The organism is Orrella marina (assembly GCF_003058465.1).
GTDB lineage: Bacteria > Pseudomonadota > Gammaproteobacteria > Burkholderiales > Burkholderiaceae_B > Algicoccus > Algicoccus marinus.
In genome coordinates this window covers 4,116,347-4,135,849 of the sequence record NZ_CP028901.1, presented here as the reverse complement: position 1 = coordinate 4,135,849, position 19,503 = coordinate 4,116,347, and the positions used below count along the sequence as shown (strand labels likewise).

The window sequence follows — 19,503 nt, the reverse complement described above, 5'->3', positions numbered from 1 at the left end:
TAGTGGTTAAAGAGTCGATTGAAGTGTGGGTTGATCTGACGATCACGGTGAAGGCGATTTGGTCGCTGCCTTCGAAGCGGATCTGAAAAATATGCGTGCACCCGCGATCGTACGTCCAGCGTTGACTGCACCAACTTTGAATACCCACAGACCTGAATCATCATCGACAGCCTTCGGAGACTCTGCAAACAGCGTCAACTGTGTGCCCGGCTCCGTAAACGCGCGCACCTTGACATGGGTGATGCGTTGCACCTGCAAAGAGCCAGCCATCACATCTGCGGCAAGCAGACTGGCCTGCTGCATCATGGCGTTGAGCAGCAGGGTCGCAGGGTAGACAGGTTTGCGCGGAAAGTGATCTTCAAAAAAGTCCGCATGGTCCGGAACGCGAAGCTCGGACTCCACACGCACTCCCGGCTCGTGCACCGTTGTCTGCAAGGCTGGTGGCTCCACACCCTTGAACCGTCCGGACGCACACCCCTGGTCTGTCAGGACATCGAAGTCTGCAGCAAGCCTGGCAGGATCATCAAACTGATCGGTATCGAGCATCGATCCGAGCGTGTCGGACAGCGTGAGGACCGGCGTACCATCCACACTGGCACGACCTCGATAGACGATAGCATCCTCGTCGCAACTGTCGATGTCGACCTCAAGGTCAAGCCTTTGGCCTGCAACAGGAAGCGAATGCACTTCAGTCGCTCCGGCCAGTGCGGCGACAGGACGACGGGTGAAAGCCACGTGCGACATGGCCACCCAGGCAGCCAACTGGCCGATGGCTTCCGCCACCAGGCTGACGGGAAACACAGTCACATCCGCGGGGATCGTATATGTTCCCGTCACCCGCCTGAGACCATCGATCAGCGTAATGCGATCAACAAAAGAGAACGCGGCGAAGCGGCTCGGACCAGCACTGGCAGATTGCGTCATTCAACCTCTCAACATGAGCAAATCGGCAAATGCACCCACACGGGTGCCAGCCGAATTACCTGGCAGCCGCACGTTGTGCGCGGATGATCATCTTGCAGAATGTTTCTGGTGTGTACAGACGGGCGATCTGGTCGACGCGCATGGGCGAAGAGAATCGATCGTCCGGGATCTCGGAGAGATACTCTTTCAGACGAATCAGACCCTTTTCGGTCAGCACACCATTTTGCTCAAACTCTTCAACGGGCATGTCACCGCGGACATCCTCGATAATCTTGCCGCGCGGGACCTTGACCTTGAACGCGCGCTCAAGGCGAAACACCATATCCAGAAAATCGATGGATTCGGCATCCAGACCTTCGATGAGCGACACGTCAAGCTCAATGTCTTCCTCATCACAACCGAGGGCATCCGCCATGGTTTTCTGGACGGTCGGGAACACCGCCATGATTTCTTCTTTGGTAATGACTTCTTCAGCCATGAGCTACTCCATATCGGCGTGCGCGACGGCACGCTGGTTCCGTAATTAACGTCAAACCCGTGAGTTTACTCCAGAGAGCTCGCACTCAGGGGTTGGCTTCGGAATTCTAAGCCATCTTGAAGCCACCATCCACGTACAGGACCTGGCCTGTAATGTAGCTGGCAAGGTCACTGGCCAGAAACGTCACGGCCTGCGCAATTTCCTCAGGCTGCCCGTACCGTTTGAGCAGAATCCGGGATTTGACCTCGTCACCCGCGAGATCCCTGACCTGCTGCGACATGGCGGTTTCGATCACACCTGGTGCAACCGCATTCACACGAATCTTTCTGGGGGCAAGCTCGACCGCCAGTGCGCGCGTCACGGCCTCGACTGCGCCTTTACTGGCGGCATAGTTGGCCTGCCCACGCCCACCTTTGGTGGCAGCGACCGAGGACAGATTGACAATTTGTCCGCTGCGCTGCGACATCATGAAAGGAACCACAGCCCGGGTCACATGAAACACACTGAAGAGATTGGTCTGCAAGACCGATGTGATCTCTTCGTCTTCCATTGCGGCAAGCAGATTGTCACGAACGATCCCTGCGTTGTTCACCAGCACATCGATTCGCTCAGATTGATCCGCGATCTGCTCCACGGCCTGCTGGCAGGCCTGGGAATCGGTCACATCGACCATCCATGCCGTTGCCTGCCCACCTGCGGCGCTCACTGCGTCCACCACTTCCCTGGCTGCGTCAGCTTCCGATCGATAGAAAAAATGCACCTTCGCACCTTCTGCTGCGAGCGTCTGCACGATCGTGCGTCCGATCCCGCGCGAACCACCCGTCACGATCGCTACCTTTCCTGCCAGTCCTGTGTCCAAAGCCATCAAATCACCCTAAAAATTCCGAGAAACCTGCCCGTCAACCTGAAATTGCGAAGCCGCCATCGACCAGCAAAGTATGACCGTTGATCCACTGTGCTTCCGGCAAGCACAGCAGATACACTGCGTCAGCCACATCCTGCGGTGTGAGTCTGGGGCCTGCTGGCGTTCGCGCCGCAAACTCTTCCAGTACTTGTTCGCGGTTCGGGAAATGGCTCAAGGCATCTGTATCGACCACACCCGCCGACACGGTATTGACCCGGATACCTTGTGGCCCAAGCTCCTGGGCCAGCGTCCTGACCAGGGATTCCAGCGCAGCCTTGGATGCCCCCACAAAACCGTAGTGAGGCATGGCACGCTGCGAGCCCAGGCTCGACAGTGCAACAATTCGCCCACCCTGCTTCATCATGGGAGCAGCATGCTGCGCGAGTGTTACGAGTGCAAACGCGTTGGTCTCCATACACCATCTGAAATGTTTGAGCTTCATGTCCATCGCTGGTTTGAGGACCCCCGAGGCAGCGTTACTCACCAGGATATCAATCCGGTCAAACTCCTCCCTGATCGCATCAAACATTTCCTGAACACTGTCGGCCATGCCGACACTACCTTGAACCGGCAGCGCTTTACGGCCCATGCCGCGGATCTCTTCACAAAGTGACTGGGCCTCGTCATGGCTGTTGTAATAATTCACGATCACATCGCAACCGGCGCCTGCAAGCTTGAGTGCGCTCGCGCGCCCGATACCGCGGGCAGCTCCGGTGACAAGCGCAACCTTTCCGGAAAGAGTCTGAGTCATTGATTTTTGCCCCAACTGAATTGAATGAGTAAGAGTTTAGCGGCATGGGACCGCATTGGTCATCCGCAAGATACGCCTTCGAGCGCGCCAGGGCCTGTCTGAACGCGGCAGACAGGCCGGGATCAGTAACTTTTACCCCTCAAAACCCACTGCAAGGATGCGAAATCCCCAATCCTTCTTTAATATGAGAGGATCACGTCAGCGGTTCGAATTGCCAGGTCCGGTTTTTGTACGAGTGCTGTGTGCCTGGCTCGCCGGACAAAACGGCTGGACGATCCGACAACGACCCGGACCATGCAGGCGCAAGAAAGACTGCTGGCAGAATGCGCAGTACGAGACACGAATGCCTGGTCGAGAAGGCAGAGTTGCAAGTAAAAACCAGCGACTCACATGAGCTGACTTGCAGGCACGGCTGGCTTTTAACGACAGGTTTCTGAATACTACATCCCATTGGAGTCCACCCATGACAGCCCCATACACACTTGAAAACACCATCAGCCACTGGATCGGTGGCGAGATTTACCGGGACAGCGGCGGTCGCACCCAGGACGTATTCAATCCTGCAACAGGCGCCGTTGCTCGCAAGGTGGAGCTCGCAAGTGTGCAAACCGTCCAGAAGGCCATTGCCGCTGCGCGACAGGCGTTTCCAGCCTGGGCCAGCACACCCGCGATCCGTCGTGCACGCGTGCTCGACAAGTATCTGCAACTCCTGATCGAGCATCGTGATGCGCTGGCCGCCATCATCACACAAGAGCATGGCAAGGTGTTCTCGGATGCGCAGGGTGAGGTCACGCGAGGTATCGAGATTGTCGAGTTTGCCTGCGGCGCACCACAGCTTCTCAAAGGTGATTACACAGAGCAGGTCTCGACAGACATTGACAACTGGACCGTACGCCAGCCGCTCGGCGTGGTCGCGGGCATCACACCGTTTAACTTCCCCTGCATGGTCCCGATGTGGATGTTCCCGGTTGCACTGGCATGTGGCAACACCTTTATTCTCAAGCCCAGCGAGCGCGATCCATCAGCATCGCTCTTTCTGGCGACACTTCTCAAGGAAGCGGGACTGCCAGACGGGGTCTTTAACGTCGTCCAGGGCGACAAGCTTGCCGTTGACACCCTGCTGGAAGATCCTGAGGTCCGTGCTGTCAGTTTTGTGGGTTCGACCCCGATCGCCCAATATATCTATGAGCGTGGTGCTGCCAACGGCAAGCGCGTTCAGGCACTTGGCGGTGCAAAGAACCACATGGTCGTCATGCCTGACGCCAACCTTGACACCACCGTTGACGGCCTGATTGGCGCGGCCTATGGATCCGCCGGCGAGCGCTGCATGGCGATTTCCGTCGCTGTACTGATTGGCGATATTGGTGACAAGGTGGTGGAACGGCTTGAACAACGTGCCAAGGCGCTGGTAATTGGCGACGGCATGAAGCCTGACAGCGAGATGGGACCGGTCATCACGGCCGATGCTCTCAAGCGCATCGAAGGCTACATCGCAGTGGGTGTCGAGCAGGGTGCGAAGCTCGTGGTCGATGGACGCGACCTGAAAGTACCTGGCAACGAAGGCGGGTTCTTCGTGGGCGGCACACTCTTCGATCACGTCACCCCGGACATGACGATCTATCAGGAAGAAATATTCGGACCAGTGCTCGTTTGCGTACGTTGTGCATCGCTCGACGAAGCGATCGAGCTCGTCAACAACCACGCCTTTGGCAATGGCGTCTCGCTCTACACCAGCGACGGTCACGCTGCGCGCGAGTTTGGACGCCGGATCCAGGTCGGCATGGTCGGCATCAATGTGCCCATCCCGGTCCCGATGGCATGGCATGGATTTGGTGGCTGGAAGAAAAGTCTCTTTGGCGATATGCACGCCTATGGCGAGGAAGGCGTTCGCTTCTATACCAAACAGAAGTCAATCATGCAGCGCTGGCCCCAGACCATTGCAGCGGGTGCAGAGTTTTCAATGCCGGTCGCCAAGTAAGGACTGGACGGTGCCGGCCGGCATGAACAGTCGGCCCGCTCACGCACGCGCCAGGTGATTGCTGACGCGTGCTGTCGTGCCGCCGTGGTGTCGCTGTGGTGTCGCTGTGGTGTCGTTTAGCACGGGTGTTTCACCCAGTGGAGAGGTTGCATATGCAAAACCAGGATCTGATCGTTCTGAAGCGGCTCGCCGGCTGGCGTGCGGCCGGTGAGAAAGCCGTGCTGGTAACCGTGACACGTACCTGGGGATCATCACCCAGACCGATAGGCTCGATCATGGCCATGTCCGAAACCGGCCAGGTTGTCGGGTCGGTTTCCGGTGGTTGTATCGAGGACGACCTGATTGCGTCCTTCACCCGGCCGGATCCCGCGACCGGCCAGTGTGCCATGCAGCTGGAGGGTCTCCCGAAGAAGCTCCGTTATGGCATCACCGCCGATGAAGCGCACCGCTTCGGCCTGCCCTGTGGCGGCACCCTTGAGCTCATGCTCGAATTCAATCCACAGGCAGATCTGTTGCAGGAGCTGATCACATCCCTGGACGCAGGCAACCTGATGTTGCGCAGACTCGACCTCTCGAGCGGACAGGCTAGCCTGGAGTCCACTGAAAGTGTGAGCGTGCTCAAGATCAATGACACTGAACTTGTGAACTGCTTCGGACCGTCTTACAGGATGTTGCTGATCGGTGCTGGCCAGCTCGGCGAGTACATTGCAACCATGGCAATTTTCAATGGTTTCACGGTCACTGTCTGCGATCCGCGCCAGGAATACGCTGCCGGCTGGACCACCACCAATGTGCATCACATGACCGAATGGCCAGATGACGCGGTCCGTGCGTTCAAGCCCGATCGGCGCACCTGTGTTCTGGCACTGACCCACGATCCCAAACTCGACGATCTGGCCTTGCTTGAAGCCATCGAAACCGAAGCGTTCTACATCGGAGCCATTGGGTCACGTGCCAATTCGCAAGCCCGACGCAAACGCATGATGGAGCATTTTGACCAGACCCCGGAATCACTGGCACGCCTTCGCGGACCGATCGGGGTTTACATCGGTAGCAAAACGCCTGCCGAGATCGCTGTGAGTGTGATGGCCGAAGTACTTGCCGTCAAGAACGGCGTCGAGCTTCCACGCGACATGGAGGTCGCGCGAGCCAAGGCCCAGCAGGAGCAAGAAAGGCAGCAGGCCTGAGAACTAGCGACCTGACCACATCAACCTGAGCACGCGAAAGGTCATCCAGCACCACCCACCGGTCATTCACGCAGAATGATTTCACAGACTCAACACACACCAGACGCAGCAAGGGCGACCGCGAAGTCGCCCTTGCTGCGTCTGGTGTCACGTCACCTGGAAATCACATATTCATCATCTTCGGCAGCCAGGTGATGATCTCGGGGAAAGCAATCAGGACGGCAATCGTTGCCACGTCGGCAATAAAGAACGGGCCAACTCCCTTGAACACCTGGTTTAGCGGTATATCCGGCCTGACGCCATTAACCACAAAACAGTTCAGTCCAATTGGCGGTGTGATCAGGCAGATTTCCGCCATCTTCACCACGATGATGCCAAACCAGATCGGGTCGTATCCCAGACCGATCACAGCCGGATAGACAACCGGCAAGGTAAGCAGCAACATTCCGATGGCATCCATGAACATGCCCAGAATCGCATAAAACAGCAGGATTCCGATCAGGATGTAAAGTGGCTCGAATGGTAGCGAGACAACCCAGCGCGCAAATGCGTCAGGCAGCCCAGCGAAACCCAGAAACCTGACAAACACCAGCACACCCCAGATGATCGAGAAGATCATCACGGTCAGCTTTGCCGTTTCCATGAGCGCGTCGCGCAGCGTGCCGAGCTTCATGCCTTTGGCCATAGCCATCACGAACACAACGGATGCACCCAGTGCGCCAGCTTCTGTCGGAGTTGCCCATCCCTCGTACATGGCAGTGAAGATGATCGCCACCACGACAATGATCGGAAAGGTGCCCGGAACCGACTTGACCCGCTGGCTCCAGGTGAACCCCTTGAGCGGAGGCCCCATCTCCGGGCGAACCATCGAAATGCCGACAATCAGCAAAACGTAGATCAGTGCTGAGACGATACCTGGCAGAAACCCTGCCACCAGCAATGCACCAACCGATTGTTCGACGATGATCGCGTAAATCACCAGAATCGCACTCGGCGGAATCAGCGTTGCGAGGGTTCCGCCCGCGGCCACCACACCCGCGGCAAGCTGCCGGTTATAGCCATACTTGAGCATGTCAGGGATGGCTGTTCGGGCAAACACTGCTGCAGTGGCAGTACTGGCGCCTGAGACCGCTGCAAACCCGGTGGCAGCAACCACAGTTGCCACCGCCAGACCACCCGGTAACCAGCCAAGCCACTTTCTGCCGGCATCAAACAAGGCCTCGGTGATTCCGGCATGAAATGCCAGAAACCCGATCAGAATAAACATGGGCAACACACTTAGTGTGTAACTCACCGATTTGGAGTGAGGGATGGTGCCTGCCATACCCAGCCCCGATTCCCAGCCGATGATCGAAACCAGCCCCAGCGTACCGACCAGCGCTGCAGCCAGAAAGACACGCATGCCCATGAACACCATAAAAATCAGGGCGATCACACCGATAATGCCAATTGTGAAGCTATCCATTTACGCGCCCCCTTTCGAGTCTTCGATTTCTTTTCTGGCGATTTCTTCCTCGGTAAGGATCTGTGGCACGGCCACAGGTGTTGCATCCGGATGAAGAATCAGTCGCCAGTAGCCGAATGTCTCGATCAGCAGGCGAAGGAACAAGAGCGAGAATGACAGCGGCACGAGCAGTTTGGAAGGCCAGACAGGATATTCCATGTCAATGGTGCTGTCACCACTGTCGTACGCACGTACGAAGTGTTCCCAGCTGTAGTAAATCAGCACAGCAATGAGCAACAGCGGCAGCACGGTGGTGATGAGTTCCATCACCCAGCGAAGGCGACCTTTGGCCATTCGCACAAACAGATCCATACGGACATGTCCGCCCAGACGCTGGCAGTAGGCCACCGCCATGAAAGCGAAGGTTGCCATGGATAGCTCGACCAGGTCGATATAACCGGATATCGGGGCATTGAACAACTGGCGCCCGAGCACCTGCCAGATGCCCAGTATCATGAGCGCAAAAATGCAGAGGGAAGCCAGTAGCGCAAAGAAGTCTTCGAGCTTGCTAAGCCAGCGGTCTGCACCCACTAGCGCGGGTGGGCCATCAGACGACTGGGTGACGTGATGAGTTTGCATAGGACGCCTGAGAAATCGGATTTACAACCCCAATGTGACATTCGACACATTGAGTCTCTCCAGGCAGAGAGAGCCAGCACGGACCGTGCGTGGAAACGAACCGGGTGTGACGTGATGGGCCACACCCGGCATATGCTGCCTGTCTTTTGATTGTTATGAACGTGCCTGATTACTTTTTAGGTGCAGAATTAGCAATCTCCACAATCATGTCAATCAGTTCCTGGCCATCGAAGCGATCCTTGTTAGCTTCGACCCACTCATCCCAGACCGGTTTTGCGGCAATCTTGCGAAGCTCTTCAAGCTGCTCCGGGGTGTAGACAACTTCGAACAGTTTCTCTCTGAACTCCGGGAGGTTCTTGGCATCGATGTCCTTGTATGCCTGCACCTGAACCTCATAAACTTCCGGTCGGAGATCTTCCAGCAATTGCTTGTACTGAGGAGGCAACTTCTCGTAGGAAGTCTTGCTGAACACCGTCGGGCAGGCCGACGTGCCGGGTGACATGTTGGACGTAAACCAGGCGGAAACTTCCGGAATCTTGTAAGCAGCGTGCGAGTAGGTGTACGGGAAGGAAGCTGCATCCATACTGCCGCGCTGAAGCGATGTATACACTTCGGTTGCCGTTGTAGTGGTCTTTCTTGCGCCAAGCTTCTCCATGGCGTCACCAATTCCACCACCTGCTCTCACGCGCTTGCCTTTCCAGTCTTCAAGGTTTTTCGGTGGTTCACCATTGCCCATGAATTCATATTGCGGCATGACTGCACCGGCATACACAAAAGCGTTCCACTGGTCCATGTCCTTTTGCAGGGCAGGGTGAGCATACAGTTTCTGACGCGCAGCCACGTTCACGTCCCAGTCACCAAGCGGCAGAAACGGCAGAGAGAAAACCATGAAAGCCGGATTCTTGCCTGGATGGTAGAAGTTGCAGAATGAGGCACCGTCAATCGCACCGAGCTTGATGCTGTCCAGATTCTCCCGGTCCCTGGAAAACTGTTCACCATATCCGATATTGAAGGTGAATTTTCCGCCAGTTTTCTCTTTAAGTTGAGCCGCCAGATGCTCGATTCCAGCTGTAAAGGCACGGGGGTTACCCCATACTGAGTAACGCCAGTTGACTTCCGGGCCATCCACTTCTGCTGCGTGCGCTGGAATTGAGGCAAAAGCAAATCCCGCAGCCAGAATACCTGCCAGGAATTTGGGTGTGTGTTTCATCGTTCGTCTCCTACTTTGTTGTAGTGTCGTCAATCTGATTGATCAGCAAACAGATTCAGGTCAGGGAATCGATCAGGCTGCTGACGTTCCATTCGTGGTATCAGAAACAATCATCGCAGCAAAGCAAATTTGAGCGCTGGCATTTCTGTTGATACAGGCGAATCCTAGCACCCTCGATGGGTCGTTTTTAGTGGGGTATTCCCCTGTCCCTGCATCAAGTAACCTCGATGAATAAAGGCATCCGCAGGAAACATTGAATTAAAGATGCTTAATGTGCCGATCGCGTAACGATGAGCAGGCCATTCAGATCCGCCCGACTCCTGTCAAACCGGTCCAGGCACGCCTCGGGGTTACAAACAAACCATTATTCATCACTAGAACTGATGGATATATGCACAAAATCAGATAACAATCGCTTCACTCAAGACTACCTCACTCGCATTCAGATGCCAGAGAAGCAAAGAACGAGAGAAGCGCAGAACAAATCGCGTGTCAGACCGAACGCTGCCTCACCCCTGCGCCTTGCGCATGACTCGTTCAAACAGCGCGCTGTCCAGCCAGCCTTGTAACCAGGACTGAACGGACTGCGGCACGGATTTTTGAAACCATGCTGGTTCGACTCCGGAGAACTGGCGAACAAATGGAAAGATGGCAACATCCTCCAGGCACGGCGCCCCCCTCCTAACCAGCGCTCACTTTGCAAGGCATGTGAAAGCGGCCAAATCAGTGCCTGCATTGCCATCGCTCTGGCATGTGCCACATCAATACCCTCATCCGGATATCGGACAGGGTACTTGTACCGGTCAAGCCAGTGCTTGAAATCTGTGTCGTTTGCCTTGAGCAAAATGGCGGGCGGGTCTGATTCGCTCGTCTGTGCCAGATCCGACTGCAACTGCGATTGCCTGAGCCAGTTTTGCGGATCGGATTGCCCGAGCGCCCATCGCATAATGTCCAGACTTTCGTCGATCACCTTATCGCCGGGCAGAACGAGCACAGGTACGGTTGCCTTGGGAGACAACTCGATCAGTCGGGCTGGTTTGTTTCTGAGACTGACTTCGACCGTCTCGAAAGGGACTCCGGATGCGTACAAAGCCATGCGTGCCCTGATCGCATAAGGACAACGCCTGAAGGAATACAGAATCGGCAGCATGTGCGCATCACCGGGCGTACCGGACTGCACCTGGACTGTCGGATCACAGTAACTGTTCAAAGCTGCAAGCCTCCTGAATAGAAATCAGAACAAAAAATGGCAATCCTCATATCTGCTTGCCAGGCGTATCTCGAGGATTTCGGAAAAGGGTTTGCGGAAAGTATCCCCAGACAACCAGTCATGACATTTCCCGCTATTGCCTGACCCTTCCCGACGTACACCCACCACAGTCACCCCACAAACGTTTTTTGAGACTCCGTGGAAGACGATCCATTAATCGACCCAAGACACCCGAGCATCTCCGAACCCTCTTACATAACAGAAGAGGAAGAAGGAATCAATGTTTGCCCGGATTTCTCAATATAAAGAAATGTGGTTATTCTCTAGACTGTCAACGGCCACTTTGAAACCGTATTTTTCTCCGGTTCTGGCCGAGCGGGAGGACAACGTGGCGTGTCTGGAGCGACCATCGTCCGCCCTTTTGATAACTGCTCCTGCATGTTGCAGGGGTTTTCAAGCTGCTCATCGAGCAACTCATTGTCCCTGTACAGGGGCCTCGCGTCGTCGACTGCCGGCGGCTTTGATTCATGAGAGTCCGTGCACAACCCGCACTGGCTTGTCGGAACAGCCCGTAATCTGGAATTCTTTCCTTTTGTCCGGGCCCGACTCACGAAGGAGCCATACATGAGATCACTCAAGCATATCCAGACCGCAGCGCTTGCTGCAACACTTAGTACCATTGGCACAAGCGCTTTCGCTGCTGAATGCGGCAACGTTACTATTGCCGAGATGAACTGGGCCAGCGCCCAGGTCGCAGCCCGGGTGGACGAATTCATCCTTAAGAACGGTTATGGCTGTGACGCTGAAATCATTCCTGGCGACACCATGCCAACCGCCACCTCTATGTCGGAGAAAGGCCGGCCAGACATTGCTCCCGAACTCTGGATGAACAACGTCAAGGAGCCAATCAATCGTGCCGTCGGCGAAGGTCGCCTGGTCATCGTCGGCGACGTACTGGAGAATCCAGCCGAGAATGCAGGTGAAGGATGGTGGATCCCGCGTTACATGCTCGAGAAGAACCCCGAACTTGCCACGATCGACGGCATCAAGAAGCATCCCGAGTTGTTTAAAGATCCCGAAGACCCAAGCAAAGGACGTGTCCTTGGCTGCCCGTCTGGCTGGGCTTGCCAGATCACCACGGACAACCTGTACCGTGCTTATGATCTGGAAGATGCCGGATTCAACCTGGTTGATCCGGGATCAGGTGCCGCCATGGCGGGAGCCATCGGTCGCGCCTACAACCGTGGCGAAGGTCTCCTGACCTACTACTGGGCACCGACTTCTGTCCTTGCGCGCTATGACATGGTTCGAGTGGGACTGGAAGACTTCAACCAGGAAGAGTTTGATGCCTGTATCGCCATTGCAGACTGCCCGGACCCCAAGCCCAACAACTTCCCTGTGACTGAAATCAAGACCGTTGTTGCCACCACATTTGCCGAGAAAAATCCCGAGCCCATGGAGTACCTGAAGAACCGGCTCTGGACAGGCAAGGACTACGACGACATGCTCATCTACATGGATGAGAATCAGGCTGACGGCCAGACCGCAGCCGAACATTTCCTCAAGAACTACGAGAGCTCCTGGAGAGAGTGGGTTCCAGCGGATGTCGCCGAGAAAGTCAAGGCGGCACTCTGATTTCGTCTGATCATGACCACGCCGGGCAGGACAACTGGCCGGCGTGGTGACCCTTCCTCTTTTTCGGTAAACCATCATGTTCTGGTCCAACGAATTCCCACAACTCGACAACACCACCCTGCGTGAGCTCTCACGGGCCATTGACCGCGGTTACCTTTCGTTCTCCAGAGAATTCGGTCCGATGATCGAGACCGCATTCGAACCGCTACTCCATTTCCTGATCTGGTTTGAGCGACTGCTCCTTGAAAGCCCTTGGTGGCTGGTCATCCTCGCGACCGGTCTGATCAGTTTTCTGGCATCAAGAAGCTGGAAACTGATGACAGGCGTCGTGCTCGCACTGTGCGGGATCGGCATCCTTGGCATGTGGGAAGACACCATGCGGACCATGGCCATGATTCTGGTCTGTACCCTGCTATCTGTCATCGTCGGCATCCCGATTGGCATTCTGATGGCCCGCTCCGAACGCGCCAAGAACACCATTCTGCCTGTACTGGATGTCATGCAGACCATGCCCAGTTTCGTATATCTGATTCCGGTGGTCATGCTGCTGGGCATCGGACGCGTACCCGGCCTGATCGCCGTGGTGATCTATGCCATTTCACCCGTCATTCGACTGACCAACCTCGGCATACGACTGGTTGAGAAAGAAGCCCTTGAGGCGGCTGACGCCTTTGGCGCGAGTCGGATGCAGAAGCTTCTCAAGGTTCAGCTGCCCTTGGCGCTGCCAAACATCATGGCAGGAATCAACCAGACCATTATGATGGCGCTGGCCATGGTGGTGATAGCCTCGATGATTGGTGTACGAGGGCTAGGACAACCGGTTTTACAAGCGGTTACAAACCAGTATTTTGCGCTTGGCCTGTTCAACGGGGCTGCAGTCGTGATTCTGGCCATCATTTTTGACCGGATCACCCAGAGCTTCGGGATGCGTCTGCAGAAACACCAGCAAGGAGGACGCTGATGTCCACCGATATCGCAATCTCGATTCGCAATCTGTACAAAGTGTTCGGACGCAATCCTGCCAAGGCCATGGAAAAGGTGCACCAGGGCATGGGCAAGGATGAGCTACTGGAAAAAACCGGACATGTCATCGGTCTGAACAACGTCAACCTCGATATGGAACGGCATCGCATCCAGGTAGTAATGGGTCTTTCAGGCTCTGGCAAGTCAACACTGATCCGTCATATCAACCGGCTGATCGCACCAACCGAAGGAGAGATCCTGGTCGATGGTGAAGACGTCATCAAGCTCGACCAGCAGGCGTTGCGCGACCTCAGACGCTTCAAGATCTCGATGGTGTTCCAGAAGTTCGCCCTGTTTCCTCACCGCACGATTCTCGAGAACGTCGGCTACGGTCTTGAGAATCAAGGTATGGCCAGGGAAAAGATTCTCGAAACATCCAGACAGTGGATCGAGCGGGTCGGGCTAAACGGCTTCGAAGATCATTATCCGCAACAGCTCTCGGGCGGCATGCAGCAACGCGTCGGGCTCGCACGGGCATTGGCAACCGACGCCGAAATCCTGCTCATGGACGAAGCTTTTTCTGCACTCGATCCGCTGATCCGGACCGAGATGCAGAACGTGATGCTCGAACTTCAGAATGAACTGCAAAAGACCATCGTCTTCATCACCCATGATCTGGACGAAGCCCTGCGCATCGGCGACACCATCGCCATCTTGCGCGATGGTGTGATCGTGCAAAATGATGACCCGCAAAACATCCTGATGAGCCCGGCAGACACTTATGTTGCAAGCTTCATGAAAGACATCAACCGTGCACGGGTACTCCGGGTACGAGCGATCATGAACAAGCCTCAAGAAACTGACAGCGGGCCGGTCATCAAACCCAACACCACCATTGAAACGGCGTTGCAGATTTTTGCGGAAAGCAGCAGCGATCACCTCATCGTGGCTGACCGTTCAGGCACACGCGTTGGACGCCTGACCGTAGAGGACCTGATCAGAGGTATGAGAAGGCCTTCACAATCCGAAATTCAGGCGCAGCAGGCGGTCACCTGACGCCTGGAACAAGGACGCACGACAATAGCGCCAAGGGGCTGGTTCACCTGACGGTACGCCCCTGCTCTTCACACCTTCCCGCAAAAACGTCCGGATTGACTCACGTCAAATCAGGGAGAACCTTGTGAAGTTAATATTAGTTCTTGCAAATACAAATGCGAGACTGATGTGAACCGGATGAAATGGCTTTGGGGCGTCACACTCCTTGCTGTCACGCTGGCCTACTGGGTGAGTCTGACCCCATCCGAGCAAACCCTTGCGCCATGGGCACTGCGAAAGTCACTGCTCTACTATGCCGGCGTGATGGCCATGGTCATGATGTCAGTTGGCATGGTGCTGTCACTGAGAACACCCTGGCTTGAAAATCTCACCGGTGGACTCGATCGTAACTACCGCCTGCACAAATGGGTGGGTATCAGTGGCATGGTGTTTGCCCTGCTGCACTGGTTCATCAAGGTCGAGCCCAAGTCACTGGTTCAGCAGGGATGGGTGAGTGCACAGATATTCGAGACGCCCAGTGGTATCGCGGATTTTTTCGCGGACCCCAACCCGTTCGTTGCACTGAAGTCCGTTGCCAAGACAGCTGGCGAATGGTCAATCTACATCCTGGCAGCACTGGTGCTGATTGCCTTGCTCAAATGGATCCCCTACCGCCGGTTTTTCAAGACCCACCGGATCATGCCTGTTGTTTATCTGGTCCTGGTATTTCACAGCGTCGTCCTCTTTGGCAAGCTCGGCTGGGCAAGTCCGGTCGGGGTTTTGACGGGACTGCTTATGGCCATCGGCTCGGTGGCAGCCATCCTGTCTCTGACACGGCGCATCGGCGCCAGACGCCGCTTTCAGGGCGAGGTCGTCCAGCACGTCGAGCACCAGAGCGACGGCGTCACGCAAATCGATATCAAGATGCACGATGACTGGCCAGGACACCTGCCGGGCCAGTTTGCCTTTCTCACGCTTGACCCGAAAGAAGGCGGGCACCCATTCTCGATCGCATCCGAGCATTCACTGGGGGAGAACGTCGTACGGTTTTACATCAAACACCTCGGCGACTACACCAACACCCTGGCTCAAGCCGTACATACTGGCCAACTAGCAATCATCGAAGGACCGTATGGCAGGTTCTCCTTCAAGCCTGCCCAGGCACGACAGATCTGGATTGCAGGTGGTGTCGGCGTTACTCCGTTCATCAGTGAGCTCGAACACCTGGTTAATCAAAACGACGCTGTTCCAGAAATTGACCTTTATCTGTGCGTGCGCGATGACAGTGCATCCCTGACAAAACGCGCGCTGCAACTCGCAGCCAAAGTGGGCGTACGAGCGCATGTGATCGCTTCTGGCAGCGGCAATACATTGAATGCGCAACGCATTCTGGAGGCTCACCCAGACTGGAAGGACGCACACTTCTGGTTCTGCGGTCCATCAGGACTGGGGCAGGCAATACGACAACCACTGGTGAAGTTAGGTCTACCTGCCAGTCACTTTCATCAGGAACTCTTCGAGATGCGTTGAGCACCGGACTGTGCGTCCCCCTCACCTTTTCCACTCTCCTGCGCTGCGGAATAACTATCTGACGACATCAGCTCTCGTATACAGTGCGCAAGGTCAGTCAGCAAAATACATTCAACAAAATTCGGAGGGGCATCGGTCATGTTCAGTCTTGAAGGCAAGGTCGCACTCGTGACAGGTTGCGGCACACAGGAAGAGGGTTGGGGAAACGGAAAAGCCATAGCTGTCCTGCTAGCCAGGCAGGGCGCAAAGGTTTTTGGGGTGGATCTGCACCTCGGTGCGGCCGAAGTCACCCGTTCCATCATAGAAAACGAAGGTGGCGAGGCCGAAGTCATGGCCTGTGATGTGACGGATTCTGTACAGGTCCAGGAAATGGTCCAAGCCTGTATCCGGCGATTCGGCAGAATCGACATCCTTGTGAACAACGTCGGTCGTTCTGAACCAGGCGGACCAGTAGAGCTCAGCGAACAAGCCTGGCAAGACCAGCTCGATGTAAACGTCACGTCGGCCTATCTCACCTGCAAGTATGTATTGCCCATCATGGAAGAGCACAAACGTGGTGCAGTCGTCAACATTTCATCAGTCGCGGGATTGCGTTATATCGGCAAGCCGCAAGTCGGCTACGCAGCGGGAAAGGCCGCCCTGATGCAGTTCACCAAGACAACCGCTGTCATTTATGCGCAACGTGGCGTGCGTCTGAACTGCGTTGCACCCGGACTCATGTTTACGCCGCTTGTCGAACGACTGGCGAACAAGTACGCTAAGGGAAATTTTAAAGAATTTGTCGAACATCGACACCAGCAAGTTCCAATGGGTCACATGGGTGATGCTTGGGATGTTGCCCATGCAACGCTGTTTCTGGCCAGCGATGAAAGTCGCTACATCACGGGCCAGACTCTGGTTGTCGACGGCGGCATCGTAAGCGCAACACGCTAGGATTGCAGGCGTTCTGGATGTTCGGCGCAACACTGGCGAGAAAGAGATAGGCAATGACATCCAGAAAAATGACGCAGTTCATCATCGGCGCGATGATTCTTGGCATCATTGTGGGACACTTTGTATACGTGTGGGGAGGCGCTGACGGACTTGCCCAGAGTTACTCCAGGAACATCTCCCTTCTCACAGACATCTTCCTGCGACTGATCAAGATGATCATCGCGCCACTGGTCTTCACGACACTTGTCGTCGGCATGGCGCGAATTGGCGACGGTGGAACGATCGGGCGCATCACCGCCAAGACATTCGGCTGGTTTGTCATGATGTCCGTGATCTCACTGATCCTCGGGTTGATCACGGTCCAGATTCTGCAACCGGGTGAAGGGCTCAACTTGCCTCTGCCCCCGAAAATGCCAGTCATGGACTCAAAGTCGAGGGCGGTGGGTTGACTGGCTTCATCCAGCACATCTTTCCGACGAGCGTTATCGATGCCATGGCCAGGAACGAGATCCTCCAGATCGTCGTGTTTGCGTTGTTTTTCGGGGTAGCTGCGAGCTCCTTTGGAGAGCGAGCCAAAGCGTTCATTGAAGATCTGGACATGATCTCGCACATCATGCTCAAGGTCACCACAGCCGTCATGACGGTGGCCCCGATTGCTGTGTTTGCCGCAGTCTCATCTGAAATCGCGCTAAATGGCATCGGGATCATGAAAACCTATGCCTATTTCATGCTGTCGTTCTACCTTGGAATTTTTGTGCTGATCGGTGTGATCTTCGGGCTGGGATACCTGATCATCGGAAAGCGGATTGTGCATCTGTTCAAACTGTTACGCGAGCCCGCCCTGCTGGCATTCACGACCGCCAGCTCGGAAGCCGCCTACCCCAAGACACTGGAACAGATCGAGCGCTTTGGCTGCAGTAACCGGGTTGCGTCGTTTGTGCTGCCCATGGGCTACTCCTTCAACCTCGACGGTTCAATGATGTACTGCACTTTCGCGGCACTCTTCATTGCGCAGATCTATGGCATCGACCTGTCAATTGGTGAACAAATCGTAATGCTGGGCATGCTCCTTGTCACATCCAAAGGCATGGCCGGCGTACCGCGTGCGTCCCTGGTGGTACTGGCAGCGATTCTGCCATCGTTCAACATCCCGCCAGAAGGCATTTTATTAATTCTCGCAGTCGACCACTTCCTGGACATGGCTCGTTCGGCAACCAACGTGCTGGGCAACGGTGTCGCAGCGGCGGTCATCGCCAAGAGCGAGGGGCAGTTAAGTACACACCACCATCATACTTCCTGATTGAATAATCATAACCAAAAGTTATTTTGACGAGGTTCTATATCCCGATATAGTAGAGCCTTTCAAAATGACAAACGCGGGGACACCACATGAAAATTGAAACACTCGCCATACACGCGGGCTACTCACCCGAGCCGACGACCAAGGCAGTGGCCGTACCGCTCTACCAGACGGTTGCCTACTCATTTGACAGCGCCCAGCACGGTGCTGACCTCTTTGACCTCAAGGTTCCTGGCAACATCTACAGCCGGATCATGAACCCCACCAACGACGTGCTGGAAAAGCGCGTTGCAGCCCTGGAAGGAGGTATTGCCGCACTCGCCGTGTCTTCAGGCATGTCCGCCATTACTTACGCGATCCAGACAATTGCCGAGGCCGGTGACAACATCGTGTCGGCCAGCACCCTGTACGGCGGCACCTACAACCTCTTTGCACACACATTCCCGCAGCAAGGCATCGAAGTGCGCTTTGCCGATCCCAGAGATCCGGCCAGTTTTGCAAAGCACATCGACAGCCGGACCAAGGCGGTGTTCTGCGAGTCCATCGGTAACCCACTGGGCAACGTGACCGACATTGCAGCCCTGGCCAAGGTGGCACATGAGCATGGCATACCGCTAATCGTTGACAACACCGTTCCCAGCCCATACTTGCTGCGTCCGATCGAACACGGCGCAGACATCGTGGTGCACTCGCTGACCAAATACATGGGTGGACACGGCACAACCGTTGCAGGCATCATTGTTGACAGCGGCAACTTCCCCTGGGCCGAGCACAAGGAACGCTTCAAGCGTCTTAATGAACCCGACGTCAGTTACCACGGCGTGGTGTACACCGAGGCTCTGGGGCCTGCAGCGTTTATCGGTCGTGCGCGTGTGGTTCCCCTGCGCAACACCGGCGCTGCTCTGTCGCCTTTTAACGCCTTCATGATTCTGCAAGGCATCGAGACACTCGCACTGCGCATGGACCGCATCTGCGACAACACACTGACACTGGCCAAATTCCTGCAATCACACCCGAAGGTCGAGTGGGTTCGTTACGCCGGCCTGCCTGATCACCCCGACCACGAGATCGTCAAGCGCCAGATGAACGGCAAGGCGTCCGGCATTCTGGCATTTGGCCTCAAGAGTGATGGAGGTGACCCTCGCGCTGCAGGCGCACGTTTCCTGGACGCCTTGAACCTGTTCACTCGTCTGGTCAACATTGGGGACGCAAAATCGCTGGCCACCCACCCAGCTTCAACCACACACCGTCAACTCAATCCAGAAGAACTGGAACAAGCCGGTGTCTCGGAAGGCATGGTCAGACTGTCGATTGGTATCGAACACATCTCTGATCTGCAAGACGACCTGACCCAGGCACTCGATCAGGTCTGAGTCCTTCAG

At 55.6% G+C, this 19,503-nt stretch carries 18 protein-coding genes; 10 read left to right on the top strand and 8 right to left on the bottom strand.

Annotated elements, in window-relative coordinates; translation table 11 throughout:
• Positions 1-42: 42 nt before the first annotated feature.
• The 4 genes from DBV39_RS18795 to fabL all read right to left on the bottom strand — a co-directional run bounded on the left by DBV39_RS18795 (position 43) and on the right by fabL (position 3,057).
• Positions 43-924, bottom strand: coding sequence for a hypothetical protein (locus DBV39_RS18795; protein WP_108622904.1), 882 nt, complete (start codon positions 922-924; stop codon positions 43-45).
• Between the two features lie 55 nt (positions 925-979).
• Positions 980-1,402, bottom strand: a complete 423-nt coding sequence (locus tag DBV39_RS18790) for an acyl carrier protein (RefSeq protein WP_227870724.1) — start codon at positions 1,400-1,402, stop codon at positions 980-982.
• A 106-nt stretch (positions 1,403-1,508) separates the two neighbouring features.
• Positions 1,509-2,267: a 3-oxoacyl-ACP reductase family protein gene (locus DBV39_RS18785; RefSeq protein WP_227870723.1), complete on the bottom strand. Its 759-nt coding sequence runs from the start codon at positions 2,265-2,267 to the stop codon at positions 1,509-1,511.
• 34 nt (positions 2,268-2,301) lie between these two features.
• Positions 2,302-3,057 (bottom strand): enoyl-[acyl-carrier-protein] reductase FabL, encoded by a 756-nt coding sequence (fabL, locus tag DBV39_RS18780; protein WP_108622903.1) that lies wholly within the window; start codon positions 3,055-3,057, stop codon positions 2,302-2,304.
• A 463-nt stretch (positions 3,058-3,520) separates the two neighbouring features.
• Between fabL and DBV39_RS18775 the strand changes: the two genes are divergently transcribed.
• Both DBV39_RS18775 and DBV39_RS18770 read left to right on the top strand, forming a co-directional pair.
• Positions 3,521-5,035, top strand: coding sequence for a CoA-acylating methylmalonate-semialdehyde dehydrogenase (locus DBV39_RS18775; protein ID WP_108622902.1), 1,515 nt, complete (start codon positions 3,521-3,523; stop codon positions 5,033-5,035).
• Positions 5,036-5,187: 152 nt separating this feature from the next.
• On the top strand, positions 5,188-6,222 hold the full coding sequence (locus tag DBV39_RS18770; RefSeq protein WP_108622901.1) for an XdhC family protein: 1,035 nt from the start codon (positions 5,188-5,190) through the stop codon (positions 6,220-6,222).
• A gap of 163 nt (positions 6,223-6,385) precedes the next feature.
• On the opposite strand, the gene DBV39_RS18765 is transcribed toward DBV39_RS18770, so the two are convergent.
• From DBV39_RS18765 to DBV39_RS18750, 4 genes are all read right to left on the bottom strand, one after another.
• The gene (locus tag DBV39_RS18765) at positions 6,386-7,687 is read right to left on the bottom strand and encodes a TRAP transporter large permease (protein ID WP_108622900.1); all 1,302 of its coding nucleotides are present in this window, start codon (positions 7,685-7,687) and stop codon (positions 6,386-6,388) included.
• Entirely contained in the window at positions 7,688-8,305 is a 618-nt protein-coding gene (locus tag DBV39_RS18760) for a TRAP transporter small permease subunit (RefSeq protein ID WP_108622899.1), read from the bottom strand.
• Positions 8,306-8,474: 169 nt separating this feature from the next.
• Positions 8,475-9,515, bottom strand: coding sequence for a TRAP transporter substrate-binding protein DctP (dctP, locus tag DBV39_RS18755; protein ID WP_108622898.1), 1,041 nt, complete (start codon positions 9,513-9,515; stop codon positions 8,475-8,477).
• Between the two features lie 442 nt (positions 9,516-9,957).
• Entirely contained in the window at positions 9,958-10,725 is a 768-nt protein-coding gene (locus DBV39_RS18750) for a glutathione S-transferase N-terminal domain-containing protein (protein WP_227870722.1), read from the bottom strand.
• 624 nt (positions 10,726-11,349) lie between these two features.
• Here DBV39_RS18750 and DBV39_RS18745 point away from each other — a divergent pair.
• The 8 genes from DBV39_RS18745 (at position 11,350) to DBV39_RS18715 (ending at position 19,494) form a co-directional block, all read left to right on the top strand.
• Complete coding sequence (locus tag DBV39_RS18745) at positions 11,350-12,360, top strand: ABC transporter substrate-binding protein (protein WP_108622897.1); 1,011 nt, start codon at positions 11,350-11,352, stop codon at positions 12,358-12,360.
• A gap of 76 nt (positions 12,361-12,436) precedes the next feature.
• Positions 12,437-13,321, top strand: a complete 885-nt coding sequence (locus DBV39_RS18740; protein ID WP_108622896.1) for an ABC transporter permease — start codon at positions 12,437-12,439, stop codon at positions 13,319-13,321.
• A complete protein-coding gene (locus DBV39_RS18735; protein ID WP_108622895.1) occupies positions 13,321-14,379 on the top strand; it encodes a quaternary amine ABC transporter ATP-binding protein in 1,059 nt (352 codons plus the stop codon). Before DBV39_RS18740 ends, DBV39_RS18735 begins: the two co-directional genes overlap by 1 nt.
• Positions 14,380-14,556: 177 nt before the next feature.
• The gene (locus DBV39_RS18730) at positions 14,557-15,888 is read left to right on the top strand and encodes a ferredoxin reductase family protein (RefSeq protein ID WP_108622894.1); all 1,332 of its coding nucleotides are present in this window, start codon (positions 14,557-14,559) and stop codon (positions 15,886-15,888) included.
• Between the two features lie 138 nt (positions 15,889-16,026).
• Positions 16,027-16,821: an SDR family NAD(P)-dependent oxidoreductase gene (locus DBV39_RS18725; RefSeq protein WP_108622893.1), complete on the top strand. Its 795-nt coding sequence runs from the start codon at positions 16,027-16,029 to the stop codon at positions 16,819-16,821.
• 53 nt (positions 16,822-16,874) lie between these two features.
• A complete protein-coding gene (locus DBV39_RS20490; RefSeq protein ID WP_322348728.1) occupies positions 16,875-17,270 on the top strand; it encodes a cation:dicarboxylate symporter family transporter in 396 nt (131 codons plus the stop codon).
• On the top strand, positions 17,267-18,121 hold the full coding sequence (locus DBV39_RS18720) for a dicarboxylate/amino acid:cation symporter (RefSeq protein ID WP_322348727.1): 855 nt from the start codon (positions 17,267-17,269) through the stop codon (positions 18,119-18,121). Before DBV39_RS20490 ends, DBV39_RS18720 begins: the two co-directional genes overlap by 4 nt.
• Positions 18,122-18,210: 89 nt before the next feature.
• Positions 18,211-19,494 carry an O-acetylhomoserine aminocarboxypropyltransferase/cysteine synthase family protein gene (locus tag DBV39_RS18715; protein WP_108622892.1) on the top strand — a complete coding sequence of 428 codons (1,284 nt, stop codon included), beginning with the start codon at positions 18,211-18,213 and terminating at the stop codon, positions 19,492-19,494.
• The last annotated feature ends 9 nt before the right edge of the window (positions 19,495-19,503 follow it).

Excerpts from the sequence above, each read along its gene's own strand:
- DBV39_RS18795 (WP_108622904.1), bottom strand. The coding sequence starts at position 924 with ATGACGCAATCTGCCAGTGCTGGTCCGAGCCGCTTCGCCGCGTTCTCT.
- DBV39_RS18790 (WP_227870724.1), bottom strand. The coding sequence starts at position 1,402 with ATGGCTGAAGAAGTCATTACCAAAGAAGAAATCATGGCGGTGTTCCCG.
- DBV39_RS18785 (WP_227870723.1), bottom strand. The coding sequence starts at position 2,267 with ATGGCTTTGGACACAGGACTGGCAGGAAAGGTAGCGATCGTGACGGGT.
- fabL (WP_108622903.1), bottom strand. The coding sequence starts at position 3,057 with ATGACTCAGACTCTTTCCGGAAAGGTTGCGCTTGTCACCGGAGCTGCC.
- DBV39_RS18775 (WP_108622902.1), top strand. The coding sequence starts at position 3,521 with ATGACAGCCCCATACACACTTGAAAACACCATCAGCCACTGGATCGGT.
- DBV39_RS18770 (WP_108622901.1), top strand. The coding sequence starts at position 5,188 with ATGCAAAACCAGGATCTGATCGTTCTGAAGCGGCTCGCCGGCTGGCGT.
- DBV39_RS18765 (WP_108622900.1), bottom strand. The coding sequence starts at position 7,687 with ATGGATAGCTTCACAATTGGCATTATCGGTGTGATCGCCCTGATTTTT.
- DBV39_RS18760 (WP_108622899.1), bottom strand. The coding sequence starts at position 8,305 with ATGCAAACTCATCACGTCACCCAGTCGTCTGATGGCCCACCCGCGCTA.
- dctP (WP_108622898.1), bottom strand. The coding sequence starts at position 9,515 with ATGAAACACACACCCAAATTCCTGGCAGGTATTCTGGCTGCGGGATTT.
- DBV39_RS18745 (WP_108622897.1), top strand. The coding sequence starts at position 11,350 with ATGAGATCACTCAAGCATATCCAGACCGCAGCGCTTGCTGCAACACTT.
- DBV39_RS18740 (WP_108622896.1), top strand. The coding sequence starts at position 12,437 with ATGTTCTGGTCCAACGAATTCCCACAACTCGACAACACCACCCTGCGT.
- DBV39_RS18735 (WP_108622895.1), top strand. The coding sequence starts at position 13,321 with ATGTCCACCGATATCGCAATCTCGATTCGCAATCTGTACAAAGTGTTC.
- DBV39_RS18730 (WP_108622894.1), top strand. The coding sequence starts at position 14,557 with ATGAAATGGCTTTGGGGCGTCACACTCCTTGCTGTCACGCTGGCCTAC.
- DBV39_RS18725 (WP_108622893.1), top strand. The coding sequence starts at position 16,027 with ATGTTCAGTCTTGAAGGCAAGGTCGCACTCGTGACAGGTTGCGGCACA.
- DBV39_RS20490 (WP_322348728.1), top strand. The coding sequence starts at position 16,875 with ATGACATCCAGAAAAATGACGCAGTTCATCATCGGCGCGATGATTCTT.
- DBV39_RS18715 (WP_108622892.1), top strand. The coding sequence starts at position 18,211 with ATGAAAATTGAAACACTCGCCATACACGCGGGCTACTCACCCGAGCCG.